Origin of the sequence: Massilia rubra, from assembly GCF_011682065.1 — a bacterium.
GTDB classification, from domain to species: Bacteria; Pseudomonadota; Gammaproteobacteria; order Burkholderiales; family Burkholderiaceae_D; genus Telluria_A; species Telluria_A rubra.
In genome coordinates, this window is the sequence record NZ_VUYU01000002.1 from 91,415 (window position 1) to 110,218 (window position 18,804).

Genomic DNA, 18,804 nt, shown 5'->3' on the forward strand with positions numbered 1-18,804 from the left:
TCACAGGCCTCCGCGGCGGGCGTCGAGCAGCTTGCGCACCGTTTGCATCGACAACAGGCCGCCCGCCAGCATTTGCGACAGCGGCGTGCGTCCGGCGAAGATGGGATTGCTGTTGGGGAGGGTGATCCATTCGTCGGCGAGCTTGTCGCCGTAAAGAATATGCAGGGCTTTGTAGATGCCGAGCAGGTAAGAAATGCGGGTAATGCGGTCGACTTCAAGAATGCGGTCGGGGTTCTTTTTCCACTCGTAATAGGTGGAGGATGACATGCCGCCGAGCAGTTCGCGGGCATCTTCGTCGCGCAGCTTCCAGGCGCTCATGAGGGCGAAAAACCCTTTGAGCGCGGACTTGGACAAGCGTTCCCGCTCCGCGCGTGCGTTCAGGTCGATGAGCACCGCCGGCTCGAAGCGACTTTTGGGGTAGGCGAAGGCAAGGTTCATAGTGGGCTCCGGTTATGGAGTATTTATACTCTATTTTCATATCGCGTGCAAGCCAATCGCCATCAAAGCGTTGCTGAGCCCGCGCAAACAATCGACCTGGACAGCTTGCGATGCGACTTCTTGCTCAGTCACGCCCGGCGGCTGATCTTGTAGTATATGCTGCTGCCTTTATATCAACAATGCGCCGACGGTCGTTTTGGCATGCCGATAACACAAGATGACATCCCTTCGCTCTGGCGTTAACGAGGCTGTGACCGGCATCGCGGGCACGCCGGGCCTTGATGCATGCACGGGTGGTGAGCGTGTCGACCCGGCGCATGCGCGTTCAGGCAGCACGCATCGCGAGATCCTGGCCATGTGCAGTCATGATGCGATGGACCGCTCGGGCGATGTGTTTGCCAATGTCGTCGTGTATTCCCTTCTGGCGCTGGTTCTTGCGATGGTTCCTGTGGGCGTGTTGGGCAAGGTGATCGATGACAAGAGTGTCCTCAAGGCGCTGTATGCGATCTTGGTGATCGGCACCGGCATCTGGGCGTATGTCGCAACCCGGTTTTACGGGGAGCCACTGTGGGAATCGACGACCTGGCTTGATTTCGACGAGCGCAGCTGGAACAAGGAGATTCGCTATGCCGACCCGGGCGTTCCTGCCAGCGTGACCCGGCTACGTTTCGAGGACCTGGCGTTGATGTGTTATGACGATCTGTGCGGCGAAGGCCTGGATGATGTCTGGCTCTACAGCGTTTCCCTGTGCAGGCGCTGGGATGTGGAACAACGCTGCGCCGAACACCGTCCCGATGAACTGAACGAGCTGCTGCAGGTTGCTACGCAAGAGGAACGCCTCTCCTTTGCCTTCAACACCGCCAGGCAATGGGGCTTGCCCTGCTGGCGCCATGACTGGGCCTCTCCCGGCGACGACGACCTCACGAGCATGACCCGGCTGTGCTGAGCCGGGCGCACGGCGCCGGCGTACTGCGCTCGCCTTACGCCGGCTCGGCGTGTTCGACCAGCAGCTGCACGCGGGTGACGCCGTTGTACTCGTTGGCGTCGAGCCGGAACGCCACGCGCGCGCGGTCGCCGACCGAGGCGGTGTGGCCGAACCAGATGGCGTCGTAACGCTGGCCGTTGCGTTCCAGTTGCAGCTTCAGATGGCGCTCCTTCAAAATGCGCTGGCTGACCACGCGGAACTCGTCGCAAAACACCGGCGGCGCAAAGCCCTGGCCCCACACCTGCCCATCCATCAGGCCGATGAATTCGGTGGTGTAGTAGGCGTCTTCCAGCGGGCCATCGGTTTCGATGATGCGTTCGAGCTGCTGGGTGTTGAGCCAGGCGCGCCCGACTTCTTCGAACGCCTTTGAGAACGCCTCGAAGGCGTCGGCGCGGATGGTCAGGCCGGCCGCCATGGCGTGGCCGCCGAATTTGTCGATCAGGCTGGGCGCGCGTTTCGACACCAGGTCGAGCGCGTCGCGCAGGTGAAAGCCGGGGATCGAACGCCCGGACCCCTTGATCCAGCCTTCCGCACCCGGTGCGAAGGTGATCGTCGGGCGGAAGAATTTTTCTTTCAGGCGCGAGGCGACAATCCCGATCACGCCCTGGTGCCAGGATTCGTCGAACACGCTGATGGTGTTGCTGTCGGCCGGCTGGTAGGCGTCCAGGTGCAGCAGGGCCGTGTCCTGCATGTCGGCCTCGATTTCGCGCCGTTTCAGGTTGATTTCGTTGAGCTGCTGGGCGATGGCCCAGGCGCGCCCTTCGTCGTCGGTGACCAGGCACTCGATCCCGAGCGACATGTCTTCCAGGCGGCCGGCGGCGTTCAGGCGCGGACCGAGCGCGAAACCGAGGTCGAACGGCGAGGCGCTGCGCGCTTCGCGCCCGGCCACCCGGAACAGCGCGGCCACGCCGGCGTGCATGCGACCGGCCCGCATGCGCTTCAAGCCCTGCGCCACCAGGATGCGGTTGTTCGAGTCGAGCCGCACCACGTCGGCCACGGTGCCCAGCGCGACCAGGTCGAGCAGGCTGTCGAGCTTGGGCTGGGTCTGGGCATCGAACACGCCGCGCTTGCGCAGTTCGGCGCGCAGCGCCAGCAGCACGTAGAACACCACGCCGACGCCGGCCAGGTGCTTGCTGGGAAAGCCGCATTCTGGCTGGTTCGGGTTGACGATCACGCGCGCCTCGGGCAGGGTGTCGCCGGGCAGGTGATGGTCGGTGACGACGACGTCGATGCCGCGCCGCTTCGCTTCGAGCACGCCGTCGATGCTGGCGATGCCGTTGTCGACGGTGATGATGATGTCGGACGCTTTTTCGCGCGCCGTCAGTTCGACGATTTCGGGCGTGAGGCCGTAGCCGTATTCGAAGCGGTTGGGGACGATGAAGTCGACCGTGGCGCCCATGGCGCGCAAGCCGCGCAGGGCGACCGCGCAGGCGGTGGCGCCGTCGCAATCGTAGTCGGCCACGATGGTCATTTTTTTGCCGGCCTTGATGGCGTCGGCCAGGAACACGGCGGCGGCGTCGATGTGCAGCAGGCCGGCGGGCGCCATCAGGCTGCCCAGTTCACTCGACAGTTCGCGCGCATCGGTCAGGCCGCGCGCGGCGTACAGGCGCGCGAGCACGGGATGCACGCCGGTCTGGCGCAGCATTTCGGAAGTGCGGAAGGAGCAGGGGCGAGTCGTGATACGGGTCATGGCAGCAGTCTGTCTAGGGTCGGGCGGCGCCAGAAGGCGCGTTGCGAAAAGCGGGTGGTAATAAAGGCGATGTGGCGCGCCCGGTGGCTCAGGAGCAGTTGCACCTGCTTGACGCGGCCATCCATGAGCGCGGCCAGCGACGGCGCGAACAGCGTTTGCTCCAGGCGGTGCATATGCTGCAGCCAGCTCGCCCAATCGGTGGCGAGGGCCGCTTCGGTCAGGGCGTCGCACAGCAGGATCGCGTCGCCGGTCAGCGCGGCCAGCGGCGTGACTGGCTCCGCTTGCGGATGGCCGGCCAGTGCCGCCATCCATGGCAGCGCGTCGCTGGTGACGAGACGGGCGGTGTCCACGCTGGCGCCTGCGGACGCGGCGCCCCAGGGCCAGAACGAGTTGATCGCGGCCAGGCCGCGCGCTTCGCGTTCCGTGTTGGCCGGGTGTTCGAACCACAGCATCTGTACTTCGTTTTGCAGCATGCGAAAGGCGCGCGACGCCGCTCCCTTGGGCATCCAGTCGGTCAGGTTCAGGCCGACGGCCGAATCGGGCGTCGATGTTTCGAGGTCGGCCCAGTCGTCGGCGCGCATGAACCAGGTGCCGGCGTCGCCGTACAGCAGGGTCTTGCCCGATTCGTCGAAGTAGGGCTTGGCGAGATCGAACAGGGCGCGCCCGTGCGCCTCGGACAGGTGCAGGCCGCGCATATCGGCCATTAACAGGTGGCTGCGCGCGATCTGGGTGTGCGCCGGGTGGACGATGAACCAGGTGCCTTCCTGCTGCGCCAGGCCGTGGCCGCGCATGACGGCGCCGGCCAGGGCCGGCGTGCCGTCGCCCGATGCGCCCAACGCTTGCGCCAGCCAGGCTTCGTGGGGCAGGGCGCGGATGTGATCGTCGACCGGCAATTGCCGATGCGACGCGCTGCGGCTGATGAGCGCGGCCAGGGCCGGGGCCTGCAATGCGCGGATCAGATCGGGGGCGAGCTCGGGAGGGGGCAGGGCGAACGGCAGGACAAGCGAAATTTGGGTCATCCAGCATTGTAGGACAAATTGGCAAACCAGAAAACATGCGGCACGCCGGCGAACGGCGCCGGCGCCGCACGACAAGCTGTGGCGCCATGCGCCCGGTGCGCCCGGATGCGCCGCGCGGCCAGGCTGCGTGAACTGGACGCCGTGGCTTTAGTGCAGAGGCCGCCAACCGCGTGCGGTGGCATGTCATGCTGATGCCACCATTGGATCAACATGAATGGCCTCATCAGGAGGGTGCGCATGTCGATTCGACCACGTCGGTTGTTCGAGACCGCTATGGTCGATGCATAAAACTTGCCAATTTTTTATTAATGGAATAATATTTCGGCAACTATTCTTTTGATAAAGGGGCTGTTATGTCGTTTCGACCATTTTCCACACTGTGTTTTGCTGTGATCGCGGCTGTCGGCGCGTGCAATGTTGCGCTTGCCAGCGACGACGACACCTCGGGCACGACGTCGTCGGACAAGGACAAGATTGAAGTGAGCGGCAACGGACATCAGCGCTCCTTCGCGTGCGAAGGCCGCCGCGCGGTCATCGAGGGCACGGATAACGTCATCACGTTCACCGGCGTGTGCTCAGGGCTGGAACTGTCCGGCACCGGCAACTCCGTGACGATTCAACTGGCGCCCAAGGCACCGTTGAGCGTGGAAGGCGTCAACAACAGCGTGCGCTGGCAATCGAGCGCCGAACCGAGAAAGAACATTTCGGGCGTGAACAACCGCGTCGTGAAGGTTCCTGGCCGCGGCTGACCTGGCAGCCAGCGCGTGTCCGTCCGGTCGTACAAGGACGGCGCGGCGCTGCGCCTCAGTCGCGGCAAGATGCTCGACTACTTCAGCGGACGCTTTTTCATCCGCGGGCGCGACGGCGGCGTGGATGCGGCCAACCGGTGGCCCGCTGCCTGCTCGCAGTTGATCAGCACGCAGCGCGACGCCGGAGCGCGCTTGCGCCTGTTGCGCGAGAACCGCACGGCCATCAAGTTTGTGTACGACGCTTTCATGCAAGCGCCCGGTGTCATGTTTCGCGACATGGCCGGTGCCGCTCCACTCGCTATCCCCGTCACCGACGGACACGCATTCGAGGACCAGACTATGGGTATCCACAAGGTTGCCATCGACCGTTTTGCCGATTGGCCACGCGACGGCGTCGCGCTCACGCCCGTGATACTGGTCGCGATCGGGGCCATCCATGGATAGGCGCGCTCTGTTCATCGCGGCGCTGGCCACGAGCTTGTTGGCCGCTTGCGGCGGCGGTAGCGGCGGGGGCGGTGCTGCGCCAGCCGGCAATGTCGTGCTGGCGCCGGTGACCACGCTGGCAGCGAGCGTCACGCAAACGGCGCAGCCGGAGGTGGACCAGTACATGCAGGGGCAACTGGTCGAGCAGCGCATTCCCGGCATGACGCTGGTGGTGGTCCGGGACGGCACCGTTGTCTACGGCAAGGGCTACGGCTACGCCGACCTTGAGGCCGCGCGCCCGGTGAAACCGGAGGACCGCTTCGAAATCGGCTCGATCAGCAAGTCGTTCGCCGCCACCGCCATCATGCTGCTGGTAGAGGAGGGCAAGATATCGCTCGACGACAAGCTCGACAAATTCATCGGGGCGGTGCCGCCGCAATGGAGCGGCATCACCATTCGGCACCTGCTGAACCACACTTCCGGCCTGCCCGAATATCCGGACGATCCGACCTTTGCGGACCTGCATGCCAACAAGATCCTGGGAGAAGACGACATGCTGGCCAGGTTCAGGGCGTATTCCCTGAGCTGGGAGCCGGGCACCAGGTACCGGTATTGCAATGTGGGCTACGATATTCTCGGTATCGTCGTGCGCAGGGTCACCGGCAAGGGCTATTTCGATTTCCTGAAAGAGCGGGTGTTCACGCCGCTGGGCATGCACAGCGCGCGCCTCGTCGCGCCGAAGCCGGCGCGCGCGGACAGCGCCATCGGGTACGAGCTCAAAGACGGCAAACATCTCCCGTTTGTCACGACCGACGCGATGTCGGTCTACCTGGGCATGGCAGCGAGCGGGATCGAACTCAGTGCCATGGACATGGCGAAGTGGGATGCTGCGCTGTACACCGACAAGATCCTCAAGCAATCGACCCTGGCCTTGATGTGGGCCGACAACGCCCTGGTGCAGGCGGCCAATGCCGACAATGCCGACATCTACTACGGCTTGGGCTGGCAACTGCGGACCCAGAACGGGAAGCGCTGGGTATACCACTCCGGCGGCATGCCCGGCTACGTCACCGACTTCATGCGCTACCCGGATCAGAAGCTGACCATCATCGTGTTTACCAACCTGAGTGACCAGCATGCGAATGCCCGCAAGATCGTGCGCGCGGTCGCGCCCATGTTCGGCCAAACGCTCTAGTAGCCGCGATTTTCGCTCTGCGATGCTCGCCGGATCGCCGGACCGCCGGATCGCCGGACCGCCGGACCGCCGGATCGCCGGACTGTCGTACGGCGGCGCTTCTGTCGCCAAACTTGCACCGCCCACGACGGTTTTTCGATATCTCCTCCAGGGCACCAGTTGGGCCGTCCGCGCAATCGACCTGTCAGTCCGGCAGCTCCTGCGTGGACGCCATGTCGTCGAGCTCCACATCGCCATACGTCAGGCCGATCGCTTCTTCATACCAGGTCTGCGTCAGCGCCAGGTGCTCGCGCTCTTCGTTCAGGGCCTGGGTGAAGCTGTCGACCATGTCCGCCAGGCCGTGTTCGTCCGCCAGCGCCACCAGTGTTTCCCAGCCCGCCTTGTCGCTCAGTTCGGCGGTGACGATGGCATGCAGCGACTGGGCGATGCTGGTGCGCGGGTCGTTCAGCACCTGCACCAGGCCCATCGACTCCACACCCACCAGGTCGGCGCTCGGCGTTTGCGAGGTCGGGTCGCCACCCAGCGATGCGATGGCGTCGGCCACCAGGTGGAAATGGCGCGCCTCGTCGGCCCGGATTTGCTCCAGGTCTTCGATGGTCATGCTGATATCGCCACCGAGCATGACTTCGCACTTGGTGATCAGCGCGTCGTACAGGCGCGTGCCGGTACGCTCGAAGGCCAGCCGCTCGCCGAGTTTGTCGAGCAGGATCTGCGGACTCTCGCCCTTGAGCATCGACATGCCCACAGTGACCGCGCCGGTCAAGGTGCCCGGCAGCGGCACCGAGCCGAGCGCGTCGGCATTGGCGATGTAGTCGCTGCGCAGCTCGGCCAGGGCGATCTCGTCCATGCCGTCGCTCGACATCACGCTCGGTTCGAGCTCCTGCATCGCCTTGCTGTCGAGCGGCGACATCTGGATGCCGGTGCGGTTCATTCCCATGTGTTCCTGTTGAACGTTGCTCATAAAAATTCTCCTGTTCCAACATGCGCTCAGGGCGCGCTGACGCCGGCGGCAGCCAGCGTGCCTTTGCGATTAAGTTCGGTCCCGGGCATCCAGACATAGCCGGACGCCACCATCTCGCTGGGCGACCCGTCCGCGTTGACCTGGCTGCGATAGGCCAGCGAAAGCGGGCTTTCGAGCGCCCTGGCGACGAAACGGCTACCATCGGTGCGTACGTCGACCTCGTTCATGAGCACCTTGCGCACGAAGTCGCGCTGGCTGCGCAGCGCGAGCGGGCTGGCGAAGTCGCTGGTAACGATCTCGGCCGGGTCGCGCCGCTCGAATTGCTTGAACGCCTCGCACGCCATGTGAAAATGACCCAGTTCATAGTCGAGAAAGCGTTCCCACAGCGCGCGCAGGTGGTGATTGGTCTCCGTCTCGACGCAGCTGTAGTAGTTGTAGCACTCGGCCGCCTCGTGCAACAGCCATTGCTCGATCCACGATTCGGCCGGGTCGAGCATGGATTCGTACTGGGTCACGTGCTGTTCTTCGACGGAAGCGATTTCGGCATACAGCTGGCGCGCCAGCGGGTCGGAGAACAGCGGGCCGATGTTCTGGTAATAGTCGTGCGTCTGGTACTCGCTGGCGACGATCGTCAGCGCGTTAACCTTGCTTAAAAATGCCGCGCTGCGGGCGTTGTATGGCTCGCGCAGTTCGTCTTCGGGTGCGCGGTGATGCTCGGACGTGGGCCGTCCGGGCAGGATGTCTGTGTAGCTTTGCAATATATTGTTGGCGTCCTTGCCCTCGAGCCGGTCGAGCAGGGCCGCGTAGCGGTACAGGTGGTCGAAGTCTTCCAGCAGGCCGAAGCGGTAGACCTGGGCCAGATACGGGTCGGGCTCGCTCTGGGCGATGGCGGCCGTGACTTCGATGGCGACCTGCTCGTAGGCGACCGTGGTTTCAAGCGGGGAGTGGTCGGCCGCGATCAGCCAGTTGACCAGCGTGGCCTGATGCTGCTCGGTACGGCGCACCTTGGCCAGCGGCAGGCGCAGATCGCGGTTGAAGCGGGCTGCCAGGTGGCCGAAACGCAACGCTTCGGTCTCGAGCCCGTTGATGAGGATGACCCGGATGCGCGTAAATGCGTCGTCATCGAGCTTGCTGATCGGTTTTTGCACCATGTCGCGCCAGGTGAACCGCTGCTTGTCGATGTCCGTGCCTTTTGAATCGAAAAGACTGAATGCCATGATTTTCCTCCGTTCTGCGGTATGACGTTGGAGTGCGCGGCCGGCGCCAGGTTCAAAGAATTTTTGTAAAAACCACAGCGGCAACGCGTGATTCAATTGTGACAACCCTGCCCGGGACGCGCTTTGTGTGGCAAACTGCGCACTTGCAATCAATCACTGCCGGGGCACATGAGCATCATCCACAATTTACCGTACGAATGGCTGGTCGGCCTGCGCTACACACGCGCCGGCAAGCGTAGTGGCCGCAACAGCTTTATCTCGTTCATTTCCCTCATCTCGGTCTCGGGCATCGCCCTCGGCGTGGCAGCGCTGATCGTGGTGCTGTCGGTGATGAACGGCTTTCAGAAAGAGGTCACCGACCGCATGCTGTCGGTGCTGGCCCACATCGAAGTATTCGACCCGCGCGGCACCATGCCCAACTGGCAGGCGGCGATGCGGGATGCGCTCAAGAACCCGGCCGTCAAGGGCGCGGCGCCCTTCGTCGAGACCCAGGGCATGCTGCTGCGCGACGGCGTGATGCGCCCGGCCGTCATCCGCGGCATCTTGCCGGCCGAAGAACACAAGGTGTCGGATGCGGCGCGCCAGGTGCGCCAGGGCAGCCTGGCGGCGCTGGTGCCCGGCCAGTTCAATATCGTGATGGGCTACGCGCTGGCGCGCTCGCTCGGCATCGGCATCGGCGACAAGGTCACCATGCTGCTGGCGCAAGCCCAGACCACGCCGGCCGGCATGCTGCCGCGCACGCGCACCTTCACCCTGGTCGGCATTTTCGAGGCCGGCCATTACGAATATGACGCCAGCTTCGCCTTCGTGCACCTGGAAGACGCGCAGAAGATGGAGCGGCTCGACGCGCCATCGGGCCTGCGCCTGCGCATCGCCGACATGCACGCCGCGCCGGCGGTGGCGCAGGAACTCAAGGCCAGCATGGCGGGCCCCTTGCGCATCCGCGACTGGTCGGAGCAGAATGCCACCTGGTTCGCCGCCGTGCAGACCGAGAAAAAGATGATGTTCGTCGTGCTGACCCTGATCATCGCGGTGGCCGCCTTCAACCTGATCGCCACCCTGGTGATGACGGTGACCGAGAAGCAGGCCGACATTGCGATTTTGCGCACGCTCGGTTCCTCGCCGCGCTCGATCATGAAGATCTTCATGATCCAGGGTGCGCTGGTGGGCATGCTGGGCACCCTGGCCGGCGTCGGCCTGGGCGTGCTGGTCGCGCTGAACATCGATGTCATCGTCCCGTTTATTGAACGTCTATTAGGAGTACAGTTTTTGCCCAAGGATATCTACCTGATCAGCGCCTTGCCATCCGACCTGCGCTGGCCCGACGTGGCCAGGATCGGCGGCGTGGCCGTGCTGCTGGCGTTCGTCGCCACGCTCTACCCGAGCTACACCGCTTCGCGCGTGAAACCGGCGGAGGCGCTGCGCTATGAGTAATGTGAACACCGGCGCAACCCCGGTCCTGTCGTGCCGGGGATTGGGCAAGACCTTCACCCAGGGCGCCTATTCGGTGCCGGTGCTGGCCAATGTGGACTTCAGCATCTATCGCGGCGAACGCGTGGCGATCGTGGGCGCTTCCGGCTCCGGCAAGTCGACCCTGCTGCATTTGCTGGGCGGGCTCGATACGCCGACCACCGGCTCGGTGACCTTGCTGGGCAAGGACTTCGCCAGTTTGTCGGAAACCGCGCGCGGCGACCTGCGCAACGAGGCGCTCGGCTTCGTGTACCAGTTCCACCATTTGCTGCCGGAGTTTTCGGCGCTCGACAACGTCGCCATGCCGCTCCTGATCCGCCGCGAAAAGCGCGCGCTTGCCGTCGACAAGGCGCGCGCCGTGCTCGAACGCGTGGGCCTGGCCAAGCGCGTGGTGCACGTGCCGGGCGAATTGTCCGGCGGCGAACGCCAGCGCGTGGCCCTGGCGCGCGCGCTGGTCACCCAGCCTGGCTGCGTGCTGGCCGACGAACCGACCGGTAACCTCGATCACGCCACCGCGCAGCAGATTTTCGACCTGATGCTCGAACTGTCGAAGACCCTGGGCACGGCGTTCGTCATCGTCACCCACGATATCGAACTGGCGCGCCGCTGCGACCGCGTGCTGCGCCTGACCGAACACGGACTGCAACCGGCCGAACTGTGACGATGTGGATCGACACCCACTGCCATCTGGACGCGCACGAATTCGGCGCCGAATCGCTGGAGGTGGCGCGCCGCGCCGGTGACGCCGGCGTGGCGATGATCGTCATTCCGGCGGTCGAACGCGGCAATTTCGACACCGTGCGCCAGATGGCCGCCAGCGCGCCGAACGCCAGCTACGCGCTCGGCATCCACCCGATCTATGTGCCCAAGGCCACCGAGGACGACCTGGTGGCCTTGCGTGCGGCGGTGGAGTTGGCGATGGGTGACCCGAATTTTGTCGCCATCGGCGAGATCGGGCTCGATTTTTTCATTCCGATGCTGTGCGAACCGGCCATGCGCGACAAGCAGGAGCATTTTTTCCGCGAGCAGTTGCGCATCGCGCGCGACGTCGGCCTGCCGGTGCTGATGCACGTGCGCCGCTCGCAGGACCAGGTGCTCAAGCACGTGCGCCAGCTTCGCCCGGCGGGCGGCATCGCGCATGCGTTCAACGGCAGCTTCCAGCAGGCGCAGGTCTACATCGACCTGGGTTTCAAACTGGGCTTCGGCGGCGCCATGACTTTTACGCGCGCCTTGCAGATCCGGCGCCTGGCGGCGACCTTGCCGCTGGACGTCATCGTGCTCGAAACCGATGCGCCGGATATTTCACCGGCCTGGATTCATCCGGGCCGCAACAGCCCCGAGCAACTGCCCGCCATCGGCGCGGTGCTGGCCGAACTGCGCGAGCTGTCGGTCGACGCGGTGCGCGCGGCCACCTGCGCCAACGCGCGGGCCGCGCTGCCACGCCTGCTGCTGGGGTAGCAGGACGTCAGATACCCTGGCCGCCCGACACTTCGATGCGCTGGGCGTTCACCCAGCGGTTGTTCTCCGACAGCAGGCTGGCGATCATCGGCCCGATATCGTCCGGCAGGCCAACCCGGCCCAGGGCGGTCATCGCGGCGAAGCTCTGGTTGATGTCAGGATTGTCGCGCACCACGCCGCCGCCGAAATCGGTCTCGATCGCGCCCGGCGCCACCGTGTTGACGGCGATGCCGCGGCTGCCCAATTCCTTCGCCATGTAGCGGCTCAATGTCTCGACTGCCGCCTTGACCGCCGCGTAGGCCGCGTAGCCCGGATAGGTCAGGCGCGTCAGGCCTGTCGACAGATTGACGATGCGCCCGCCGTCGGCGATCAGCGGCAGCAGCGCTTGCGTCAGGAAGTACACGCCCTTGAAGTGCACGTCCACCAGGCGGTCGAACTGCGCTTCGGTGGTCTCTTCGATCAGCGCAAAGTCGCCATGGCCGGCGTTGTTGACCAGGTGGTCGAAGCTGTCGCGCTGCCAGGTCGCGCGCAGGGCCGTGCGAAGTTGGTCGGCGAAGGCTGCAAAGCCGTTGATGCTGCCCATGTCGAGCTGGAAGGCGACGGCCGTGCGGCCCATCGCCGCGATCTCGGCTACCACGGCCTGCGCTTCATCCGCGCGCGACTGATACGTGATGATCACGTCACTGCCGCCCCGGGCAATGCTCAATGCGGTGTTGCGTCCGAGCCCGCGGCTCGCACCCGTGACGATGGCAATCTTGGTCATGCTGAACTCCTGTTATGTGGGGGAAGGCCATGATAGGGCGCAGGCTCCGCGCTGGCGTAGCCCGAACCTCGCGCTTGTTTGCCTGATCCTCCACATGCCGGCGGCGGCGCTCGTGAATCGGGTACGATTGCGGCATGACCGACACCTTGCTCAATATAGTCCGCCGCCATGTGGAGGCGCATGCCGATGCCGACGGCCTGGCGCAAACGCCCATCGCCGGCCTGACCACGATCCGCTCGAACCAAGCCACCGGCCTGCAGCACGGGATCGCCCGGCCGCTGGTCTGCCTGGTGCTCGAAGGGGCCAAGCAGGTTGCCATCGGCGCGACCTGCGTCACTTACCGGCCGGGTGACTCGCTCCTCATTACCGCCGATGTGCCGACCGTCAGCCAGATCACGGAGGCGCCGTATATGTCGCTGGTGCTCGACCTGGACCCGGCGGTGCTGGCCGAACTGAGCGCGCAGATCGGCACTTTGCCGGCCGGCGGCGGGCCGGCCGGATCGACCGATGCCGAGGTGGCCGATACGGCGCTGCGGCTGATGCGCCTTCTCGACCGGCCGGCCTCGGTGCCGGTGCTTCACGCGCAGCTGGTGCGCGAACTCCATTACTGGCTGCTGACCGGACGCCACGGCGCGGCGATCCGCCGGCTCGGTGGCCCGGATGGACATGCCCGGCGGGTCGCGCGGGCGGTGGCGCTGCTGCGGGCCGAATACGACCGGCCATTGCCGGTCGAGCGGCTGGCGGCGGCGGCCGGGATGAGTGCCTCATCGTTCCACCATCACTTCCGCGTCGCGACCTCGCTCTCGCCGCTGCAATTCCAGAAGCATCTGCGGCTGATCGAGGCGCGCCGCTTGATGATGTCCGACGGCGTCTCGGCCAGCAGTGCGGCGTTCTCGGTCGGTTACGAGAGCGTGTCGCAGTTCACGCGCGAATATGGGCGCATGTTCGGTTTACCGCCGATGAAGGATGCAAGCAGCCAGGCGGACCGGATTGACGCGCCGGGATAGGCAAAGCCGTGTTATGCTAAAAAATTGCCAATGTTGCAATTGCGTTTCTTTCGCAATGTTGCCTGACTTATCCAACAAGGAACCATCATGAGAAAACCCGCATTATGGAAGTGGAGTACCTGCCTGCTGTTGGCCGTGTGCGTGGGCGCAGGCGCGGCGGACAACGAGCAGGCGATCGAACTGCGCACCGCAAGCGGCGCCATCGCCGGCACCTTGTCGCTGCCCAAAGCCCCCGGACCGGCGCCGGTCGCGCTGATCATCGCAGGCTCAGGCCCGACCGACCGTGATGGCAATCCCCCCGGCATGAAAAATGACAGCCTGCGCTTGCTGGCGCAAGGGTTGGCCGACGCCGGCGTGGCCAGCGTGCGCTTCGACAAGCGTGGCGTTGGCGCCAGCTTGGTGGCCGTCGCCAAAGAGTCGGACTTGCGCTTCGAGACGTATATCGACGACGCCACGGCGTGGCTGGCGATGCTCAAGGCCGACAAGCGCTTTTCGCACGTGAGCGTGATCGGTCACAGCGAGGGCGCCCTGATCGGCATGCTGGCGGCCAAAGCCGGCAATGCGAAGGCGTATGTCTCGATTGCCGGCGTGGCGCGCGGCGCTTCCACCGCCCTGCGCGAGCAGCTGGCGACGGCGTTGCCAGCGCCGCTGGCCAAGGAAAGCGAGCGTATCCTGGCGGAGCTGGAGGCCGGACGCACTGTCGCCAATGTGCCGCCGGAACTGGCCGTGCTGTATCGTCCCAGCGTGCAGCCGTACCTGATATCGTGGTTCAGGTACGTCCCTTCGACCGAGATCAAAAACCTCAAGATGCCGGTTTTGCTGGTCCAGGGCAGCACCGATCTGCAGGTGCCGCCCGGCGAGGCCGAATTGCTGCACAAGGCCAGGCCGGATGCGCAACTGGTGATGGTGCAGGGCATGAATCACGTCCTGAAAGAAGCGCCGCCGGATAAGGCGCGCCAGACCGACACCTACATCAACCCCAAATATCCATTGGCGCCTACTTTGGTGCCCGCAATTGCCGGCTTTCTGAACAAGGTCGCCAAAGACTGATACGCGCCAAGGTCCGGCGCGGCGCGCGCTGGCATGCTGGGGGTTTTGTCCAAGCTACCAGCGAGCCATGCGCGTTGCCATCCTCGGATTTGCCTGTGGTGCCGCCGTGCTGCAAGTGCAGGCGCAACTGCCATCGCCATCAACTATCGCGGCCTTCGCAGTTGTCGCATTCCTGCTTTGCTTCCTGCGCGGTGTTCCCAGGGTGGCCATGGCCGGCGCGCTTGCCGGTTTCTGCTGGGCGGCCTTGCTGGCGCAGTTGGCGCTGGCGCCCGAACTGGCCAGGGCCGACGAGGGGCGCGACATCACCGTGGTCGGTACCATCGACAGCTTGCCGTACCGCTTCGGGCAGGGGGTGCGTTTCAACTTCAAGGTCGAACGCGTGCTTGGCGACGCGGTGGCGGTGCCGCCGCGCGTGTCACTGTCGTGGTATGCAGGCTATGGCGACGCGCTGCAAGCGGTGCCAGACGTGCAGCCCGGCGAGCGCTGGCAACTCGTCGTGCGCCTGCAACGCCCGCACGGCAACGCCAATCCGCATGGTTTCGATTACGAAGCGTGGCTGCTGGAGCAGGGCGTGCGCGCCACCGGCTACGTGCGCGCGGAAGGCGACAGGAACCGTCGTCTCGACAGCTTCGTATTCGGATTTTCCAACGTGGTCGAACATTGCCGCGCCACGCTGCGCGAACGCATTCTGCGCGCGCTGCCGGGCAAGCAATATGCGGGCGTGATCGTGGCGCTGGTGGTTGGCGACCAGCGATCGATCGGCCAGGCCGACTGGAATGTGTTCAATCGTACCGGCGTGGGACATTTGATTTCGATCTCCGGGCTGCACATTACAATGGTCTCCGGGCTGTTTGCCGCGCTCGCGTCGGTTCTGTGGCGTCGCTCGTTCTTCACCGGCGCCCAGCTGTCGCTGTGGATGCCGGCCCCAAAAGTCGCCGCCCTGACCGGGGCCATGGTGGCGCTGGCGTACGTGCTGCTGGCCGGCTTCGGCGTGCCGGCGCAGCGCACGCTGTACATGCTGGCGGTGGTGGCCGCCGCGCTGTGGTTCGGGCGGCTCACGCAGGTCTCGCACGTGCTGTGCGTGGCGCTTGGCGTGGTCGTCCTGATCGACCCGTGGGCGATCGCCTCGCCTGGCTTCTGGCTCTCGTTCGGCGCGGTGGCGGCGATTCTGTTCGCCACCACCGGCCGCACCGCCGTCACCGAGCCGCGCTGGCGCGGCATGCTGCTGGTGGGCGCGCATACCCAGTACGTGGTCACGCTCGCGCTGGTGCCGCTGACGATGCTGCTGTTCTCGCAGGTGTCCGTTGTCAGTCCGCTGGCCAACGCGCTGGCGATCCCGGTCGTCAGCTTCATCGTCACGCCGCTCGCACTGGCCGGCAGCATGCTGCCGGCGCCACTATCGACCTTGCTGCTGAACGTGGCCCACTACGCCGTGCAGGCCTTAGCCTGGGTGCTGACCTGGTGCGCGGGGTCGCGCTTTGCGGTGTGGAGCGCACCGACCCCGGAGCCATGGCTGTTCGCGTTCGCAGCCATCGGCACCGTGTGGATGCTCGCTCCGCGCGGCTGGCCGCATCGCTGGAGCGGGCTGGCGGCGTGGCTGCCGCTGCTGACCGCCCAGCCAAGCCATCCGCCGCCGGGCGAGGTCGCCGTGACCGCGTTCGATGTGGGGCAGGGCATGGCCCTGCTGATCGAAACCAGCGGGCACCGGCTGCTGTACGATACCGGCCCCGCGTACACGCCCGAGTCGAACGGCGCGAACCGGGTGATCCTGCCATATTTGAGGGCGCGCGGCATCGCCCACCTCGATGGCGTCATCGTCAGCCACAGCGATATCGACCACGCCGGCGGCGCTCTGACATTGCTCGACGCGGTCGGCGTGGGTTGGGTGGCGTCGTCGCTGTGGTACGACCATCCGATCGTCAAGGCCGCGCCGCATCATGTACGCTGCGCCGGCGGGCAACAGTGGACATGGGATGGGGTGCGCTTCGAGATGCTGCATCCGACCATGGCAAGTTACGACGATCCCGGCCTGAAACCGAATGCGCGTGGCTGCGTGCTGAGGATCAGCGCTGGCGATCATGCGATCCTGCTGGCGGGCGATATCGAAGCGGCGCAGGAGGCGCAACTGGTGGCCGGCTCGGCGCCGCTGCTGCGCGCCGATGTTTTGCTGGCGCCGCATCACGGCAGCGGGACTTCATCGACCCCGCCTTTTCTTGCGGCCGTGCGGCCACGCCTGGTGCTGTTCCAGGTGGGCTACCGCAATCGCTATCGTCATCCCAAGAAAGAGGTGGTGGAGCGTTACGAAAAACTTGGTATCGAGCGCTTGCGCACCGATGAATCGGGGGCCATTATGCTCGATTCGGCCAATGCCTTCGCACCGGTCGTGTATCGCCGCGCTCATGCGCGTTATTGGTATGGTAATTAGTCACTCGCTTCGTCGAGAAAGGGCGTCAATGAATACGGTCGATCTGAAAGCCGACATCGTTCCTGGCGAGGGCGCCGCGGGCTTTCAACTGGGAGTGCACATGACGCAGGCGCGCTCCATTTTTGCGCGCGTTCTCCGGTGGGACAGTGCACGAGGCCCGTTGCGCGACGCGGTTGCGCAATGCGATGGTTGGCTGATGGCGCCTGCGGTGTCAGCGCAGGGCGAGCGCCAGGGGCCGTCGTTCTATTATCGGCGCGGCGCGGTCGAACTGCATTTTAGCGAGCAGGGGACGCTGGGGACAATTGCGGTCTTCAATGGCTATGCGGGCACCTTGTTTGGAAAAATTCGCATCGGCGACGAACTGGCCAGCGTGACCCAGTTTTGCGACGTGTTCTTCGACGAAGACGAAGACATGCATTATCCGAAAGACAGTGCCGTCACGGGCCTGGCCTTCGGCGCTGAATTTGAACCTTTGGCACGGGCGCCATCGCAGCGGATTTTCGGGATATATATCTTTAACCAGCCAGCGGCAGCATGATGTCGACCCGCAGACCGCCGCCTTCACGGTTGCTGGCCCTGATCGTGCCTTGATGGGCGTCGATGACCCGCTGCGCGATCGCCAGGCCGAGTCCATGTCCGTCGACGTTGTTGCTGGTCGCGTTCGAGCGGAAGAACGGCTGGAAGATCGACGCCAGGTCCGCCTGCGCCACGCCCGGCCCACGGTCGCACACCGACAAGCGCACCCGATCGGCGTCGGCGCTGACGCCGATCTCGATCACGCCGCCCTCGCTACTATGCTTGATGGCGTTGCGGATCACGTTCTCGATGGCGCTCCACAGCAGGTCCGGCGCGCCGCGCACGGTCACAATCGCCTGCCCGGACAGGGCAATGCGGCGTGCGCACTGCTCGGCTTCGAAGCGCGCGTCGGTCACGATGTCGTCGACCAGGTCCATGAACGCGATATCCTCGTAGCGCGGCAGCGCGCTCGCCACTTCCAGGTGCGACAAGGTCAGCAGCTCTCCGACCAGCTTATCCATGCGCACGCTCTCGCGCTCGATGCGCTCCAAAGACGCCCCGATCTTGTCCGGCTGCTGGTGCGCCAGGCCGATGGCCGCCTGCAAGCGCGCCAGCGGCGAGCGCAGTTCGTGCGAGACGTCGTGCAGCAGGCGGCGCTGGCCGTCCATCAGGGTGCGCAACTGGCCGCTCATGCGGTCGAAATCGCGTCCCAGATCATTGAGTTCATCGCCGCGCACCCCTTTGACTTCCGTAAAACGGGGCGACAGGTCGCCGCCGGCGGCCGCTTCGAACGCGCCGCGCAAGGCCCGGATCGGGCGCGAAAAATACCATGCCAGCAGGGCCGCGAACAGCAGGCTGGCCAGGGTCGCGCCGGCCATGGTGATATACGGTAGCAGTTGGCGGTTTGGCGGCGGCCGGCGCTGCTCGCCCGGCGCTCCGGGACGCGGGCCCGGGCCGAAGCCGTCCGGCGGCATCTGGCGCGGCCCCGCACCGGCGCCGCCTGGCCCGCGCTGGTCGAGCCAGCGCACAAACACCAGGAAGCGTTCGCCGTCCGGCGCCGTCAATGTGCGCACCACATTCAGGCGCGCCGGGTGCGCCAGCATGCGTTCGGCCTGGGCCCGCAGCGCCGGCGTGACGGTCCGTCCCAGCATCTCGCGCCCGCTCGCATCGATGACGAAAATGCTGTGGCGCGTGGTGCCGCCAACCAGTTCGCGCAACGCCGCGCTGCCGCCGTACTTCAGCGTGGCGGCCGCGGTATCGATCATGAATTCGGCTGACGGCCCGCTATCGATACCGGTCGCGCGCGGCGAGTCCCCCACCGCCTGCGTGCGCGCCTGGTCGCGCAGCCAGAACACGGCGCCCACGCCTATCGTGGCCGCCAGCTGCGCCAGCAGGATCGACAGGAAGAACTTCCAGAACAGGCGGCCCATGCTGGCGC

Annotated in this window: 18 protein-coding genes; 11 read left to right on the forward strand and 7 right to left on the reverse strand. The window is 65.3% G+C overall.

All coding sequences use genetic code 11. The features are described 5' to 3' along the window. Window positions 1-438, reverse strand: a complete 438-nt coding sequence (locus F0185_RS03015; protein ID WP_166885080.1) for an MbcA/ParS/Xre antitoxin family protein — start codon at window positions 436-438, stop codon at window positions 1-3. Window positions 439-655: 217 nt separating this feature from the next. On the opposite strand from F0185_RS03015, the gene F0185_RS03020 reads away from it, so the two are divergent. Then, window positions 656-1,384, forward strand: a complete 729-nt coding sequence (locus tag F0185_RS03020) for a hypothetical protein (protein ID WP_167221486.1) — start codon at window positions 656-658, stop codon at window positions 1,382-1,384. 34 nt (window positions 1,385-1,418) lie between these two features. Here the strand turns inward: F0185_RS03020 and recJ are convergent, their stop codons facing one another. Beyond that, window positions 1,419-3,113, reverse strand: a complete 1,695-nt coding sequence (gene recJ / locus F0185_RS03025; protein WP_167221489.1) for a single-stranded-DNA-specific exonuclease RecJ — start codon at window positions 3,111-3,113, stop codon at window positions 1,419-1,421. Then, a complete protein-coding gene (locus F0185_RS03030; protein ID WP_167221491.1) occupies window positions 3,110-4,132 on the reverse strand; it encodes a hypothetical protein in 1,023 nt (340 codons plus the stop codon). Before F0185_RS03030 ends, recJ begins: the two co-directional genes overlap by 4 nt. A gap of 353 nt (window positions 4,133-4,485) precedes the next feature. Here F0185_RS03030 and F0185_RS03035 point away from each other — a divergent pair, with 353 nt between their 5' ends. The 3 genes from F0185_RS03035 to F0185_RS03045 are packed head-to-tail and all read left to right on the forward strand — an operon-like array spanning window position 4,486 to window position 6,499. Further along, window positions 4,486-4,881, forward strand: coding sequence for a DUF3060 domain-containing protein (locus tag F0185_RS03035; protein ID WP_167221493.1), 396 nt, complete (start codon window positions 4,486-4,488; stop codon window positions 4,879-4,881). A 15-nt stretch (window positions 4,882-4,896) separates the two neighbouring features. After that, window positions 4,897-5,325 carry a hypothetical protein gene (locus tag F0185_RS03040; RefSeq protein WP_223164438.1) on the forward strand — a complete coding sequence of 143 codons (429 nt, stop codon included), beginning with the start codon at window positions 4,897-4,899 and terminating at the stop codon, window positions 5,323-5,325. Next, entirely contained in the window at window positions 5,318-6,499 is a 1,182-nt protein-coding gene (locus F0185_RS03045) for a serine hydrolase domain-containing protein (RefSeq protein WP_167221497.1), read from the forward strand. The genes F0185_RS03040 and F0185_RS03045 overlap by 8 nt, the downstream gene beginning before the upstream one ends. Before the next feature lie 184 nt (window positions 6,500-6,683). On the opposite strand, the gene F0185_RS03050 is transcribed toward F0185_RS03045, so the two are convergent. Beyond that, on the reverse strand, window positions 6,684-7,460 hold the full coding sequence (locus F0185_RS03050; RefSeq protein ID WP_167221499.1) for a ferritin Dps family protein: 777 nt from the start codon (window positions 7,458-7,460) through the stop codon (window positions 6,684-6,686). A 26-nt stretch (window positions 7,461-7,486) separates the two neighbouring features. After that, window positions 7,487-8,677 (reverse strand): hypothetical protein, encoded by a 1,191-nt coding sequence (locus F0185_RS03055; RefSeq protein ID WP_167221501.1) that lies wholly within the window; start codon window positions 8,675-8,677, stop codon window positions 7,487-7,489. A 168-nt stretch (window positions 8,678-8,845) separates the two neighbouring features. Between F0185_RS03055 and F0185_RS03060 the strand changes: the two genes are divergently transcribed. From F0185_RS03060 to F0185_RS03070, 3 genes are read left to right on the forward strand one after another with little or no spacing between them, the layout of a single operon-like run. Next, window positions 8,846-10,111, forward strand: coding sequence for a lipoprotein-releasing ABC transporter permease subunit (locus tag F0185_RS03060; RefSeq protein ID WP_167221503.1), 1,266 nt, complete (start codon window positions 8,846-8,848; stop codon window positions 10,109-10,111). Next, window positions 10,104-10,808 (forward strand): lipoprotein-releasing ABC transporter ATP-binding protein LolD, encoded by a 705-nt coding sequence (gene lolD, locus F0185_RS03065; RefSeq protein ID WP_167221505.1) that lies wholly within the window; start codon window positions 10,104-10,106, stop codon window positions 10,806-10,808. The genes F0185_RS03060 and lolD overlap by 8 nt, the downstream gene beginning before the upstream one ends. Before the next feature lie 2 nt (window positions 10,809-10,810). Beyond that, on the forward strand, window positions 10,811-11,605 hold the full coding sequence (locus F0185_RS03070; RefSeq protein ID WP_167221507.1) for a TatD family hydrolase: 795 nt from the start codon (window positions 10,811-10,813) through the stop codon (window positions 11,603-11,605). Between the two features lie 7 nt (window positions 11,606-11,612). Here F0185_RS03070 and F0185_RS03075 read toward each other — a convergent pair whose 3' ends face one another. Beyond that, window positions 11,613-12,368, reverse strand: a complete 756-nt coding sequence (locus F0185_RS03075) for an SDR family oxidoreductase (RefSeq protein WP_167221509.1) — start codon at window positions 12,366-12,368, stop codon at window positions 11,613-11,615. A gap of 134 nt (window positions 12,369-12,502) precedes the next feature. Between F0185_RS03075 and F0185_RS03080 the strand changes: the two genes are divergently transcribed. From F0185_RS03080 to F0185_RS03095, 4 genes are all read left to right on the forward strand, one after another. Then, entirely contained in the window at window positions 12,503-13,375 is an 873-nt protein-coding gene (locus F0185_RS03080; RefSeq protein ID WP_167221511.1) for an AraC family transcriptional regulator, read from the forward strand. Window positions 13,376-13,462: 87 nt separating this feature from the next. Then, complete coding sequence (locus F0185_RS03085; RefSeq protein ID WP_167221513.1) at window positions 13,463-14,425, forward strand: alpha/beta hydrolase family protein; 963 nt, start codon at window positions 13,463-13,465, stop codon at window positions 14,423-14,425. Window positions 14,426-14,492: 67 nt separating this feature from the next. After that, window positions 14,493-16,850: a DNA internalization-related competence protein ComEC/Rec2 gene (locus F0185_RS03090; RefSeq protein WP_167221515.1), complete on the forward strand. Its 2,358-nt coding sequence runs from the start codon at window positions 14,493-14,495 to the stop codon at window positions 16,848-16,850. 28 nt (window positions 16,851-16,878) lie between these two features. Next, entirely contained in the window at window positions 16,879-17,388 is a 510-nt protein-coding gene (locus F0185_RS03095) for a hypothetical protein (RefSeq protein WP_167221517.1), read from the forward strand. Here F0185_RS03095 and F0185_RS03100 read toward each other — a convergent pair. Beyond that, window positions 17,366-18,796, reverse strand: a complete 1,431-nt coding sequence (locus F0185_RS03100) for an ATP-binding protein (RefSeq protein WP_167221518.1) — start codon at window positions 18,794-18,796, stop codon at window positions 17,366-17,368. The two genes, F0185_RS03095 and F0185_RS03100, sit on opposite strands and share 23 nt — an antisense overlap. Between the last annotated feature and the right edge of the window lie 8 nt (window positions 18,797-18,804).

Bases quoted from the DNA above. Each gene is read 5' to 3' on its own strand.
- F0185_RS03015 (WP_166885080.1), bottom strand. From the start codon at position 438: ATGAACCTTGCCTTCGCCTACCCCAAAAGTCGCTTCGAGCCGGCGGTG.
- F0185_RS03020 (WP_167221486.1), top strand. From the start codon at position 656: ATGACATCCCTTCGCTCTGGCGTTAACGAGGCTGTGACCGGCATCGCG.
- recJ (WP_167221489.1), bottom strand. From the start codon at position 3,113: ATGACCCGTATCACGACTCGCCCCTGCTCCTTCCGCACTTCCGAAATG.
- F0185_RS03030 (WP_167221491.1), bottom strand. From the start codon at position 4,132: ATGACCCAAATTTCGCTTGTCCTGCCGTTCGCCCTGCCCCCTCCCGAG.
- F0185_RS03035 (WP_167221493.1), top strand. From the start codon at position 4,486: ATGTCGTTTCGACCATTTTCCACACTGTGTTTTGCTGTGATCGCGGCT.
- F0185_RS03045 (WP_167221497.1), top strand. From the start codon at position 5,318: ATGGATAGGCGCGCTCTGTTCATCGCGGCGCTGGCCACGAGCTTGTTG.
- F0185_RS03050 (WP_167221499.1), bottom strand. From the start codon at position 7,460: ATGAGCAACGTTCAACAGGAACACATGGGAATGAACCGCACCGGCATC.
- F0185_RS03055 (WP_167221501.1), bottom strand. From the start codon at position 8,677: ATGGCATTCAGTCTTTTCGATTCAAAAGGCACGGACATCGACAAGCAG.
- F0185_RS03060 (WP_167221503.1), top strand. From the start codon at position 8,846: ATGAGCATCATCCACAATTTACCGTACGAATGGCTGGTCGGCCTGCGC.
- lolD (WP_167221505.1), top strand. From the start codon at position 10,104: ATGAGTAATGTGAACACCGGCGCAACCCCGGTCCTGTCGTGCCGGGGA.
- F0185_RS03070 (WP_167221507.1), top strand. From the start codon at position 10,811: ATGTGGATCGACACCCACTGCCATCTGGACGCGCACGAATTCGGCGCC.
- F0185_RS03075 (WP_167221509.1), bottom strand. From the start codon at position 12,368: ATGACCAAGATTGCCATCGTCACGGGTGCGAGCCGCGGGCTCGGACGC.
- F0185_RS03080 (WP_167221511.1), top strand. From the start codon at position 12,503: ATGACCGACACCTTGCTCAATATAGTCCGCCGCCATGTGGAGGCGCAT.
- F0185_RS03085 (WP_167221513.1), top strand. From the start codon at position 13,463: ATGAGAAAACCCGCATTATGGAAGTGGAGTACCTGCCTGCTGTTGGCC.
- F0185_RS03090 (WP_167221515.1), top strand. From the start codon at position 14,493: ATGCGCGTTGCCATCCTCGGATTTGCCTGTGGTGCCGCCGTGCTGCAA.
- F0185_RS03095 (WP_167221517.1), top strand. From the start codon at position 16,879: ATGAATACGGTCGATCTGAAAGCCGACATCGTTCCTGGCGAGGGCGCC.
- F0185_RS03100 (WP_167221518.1), bottom strand. From the start codon at position 18,796: ATGGGCCGCCTGTTCTGGAAGTTCTTCCTGTCGATCCTGCTGGCGCAG.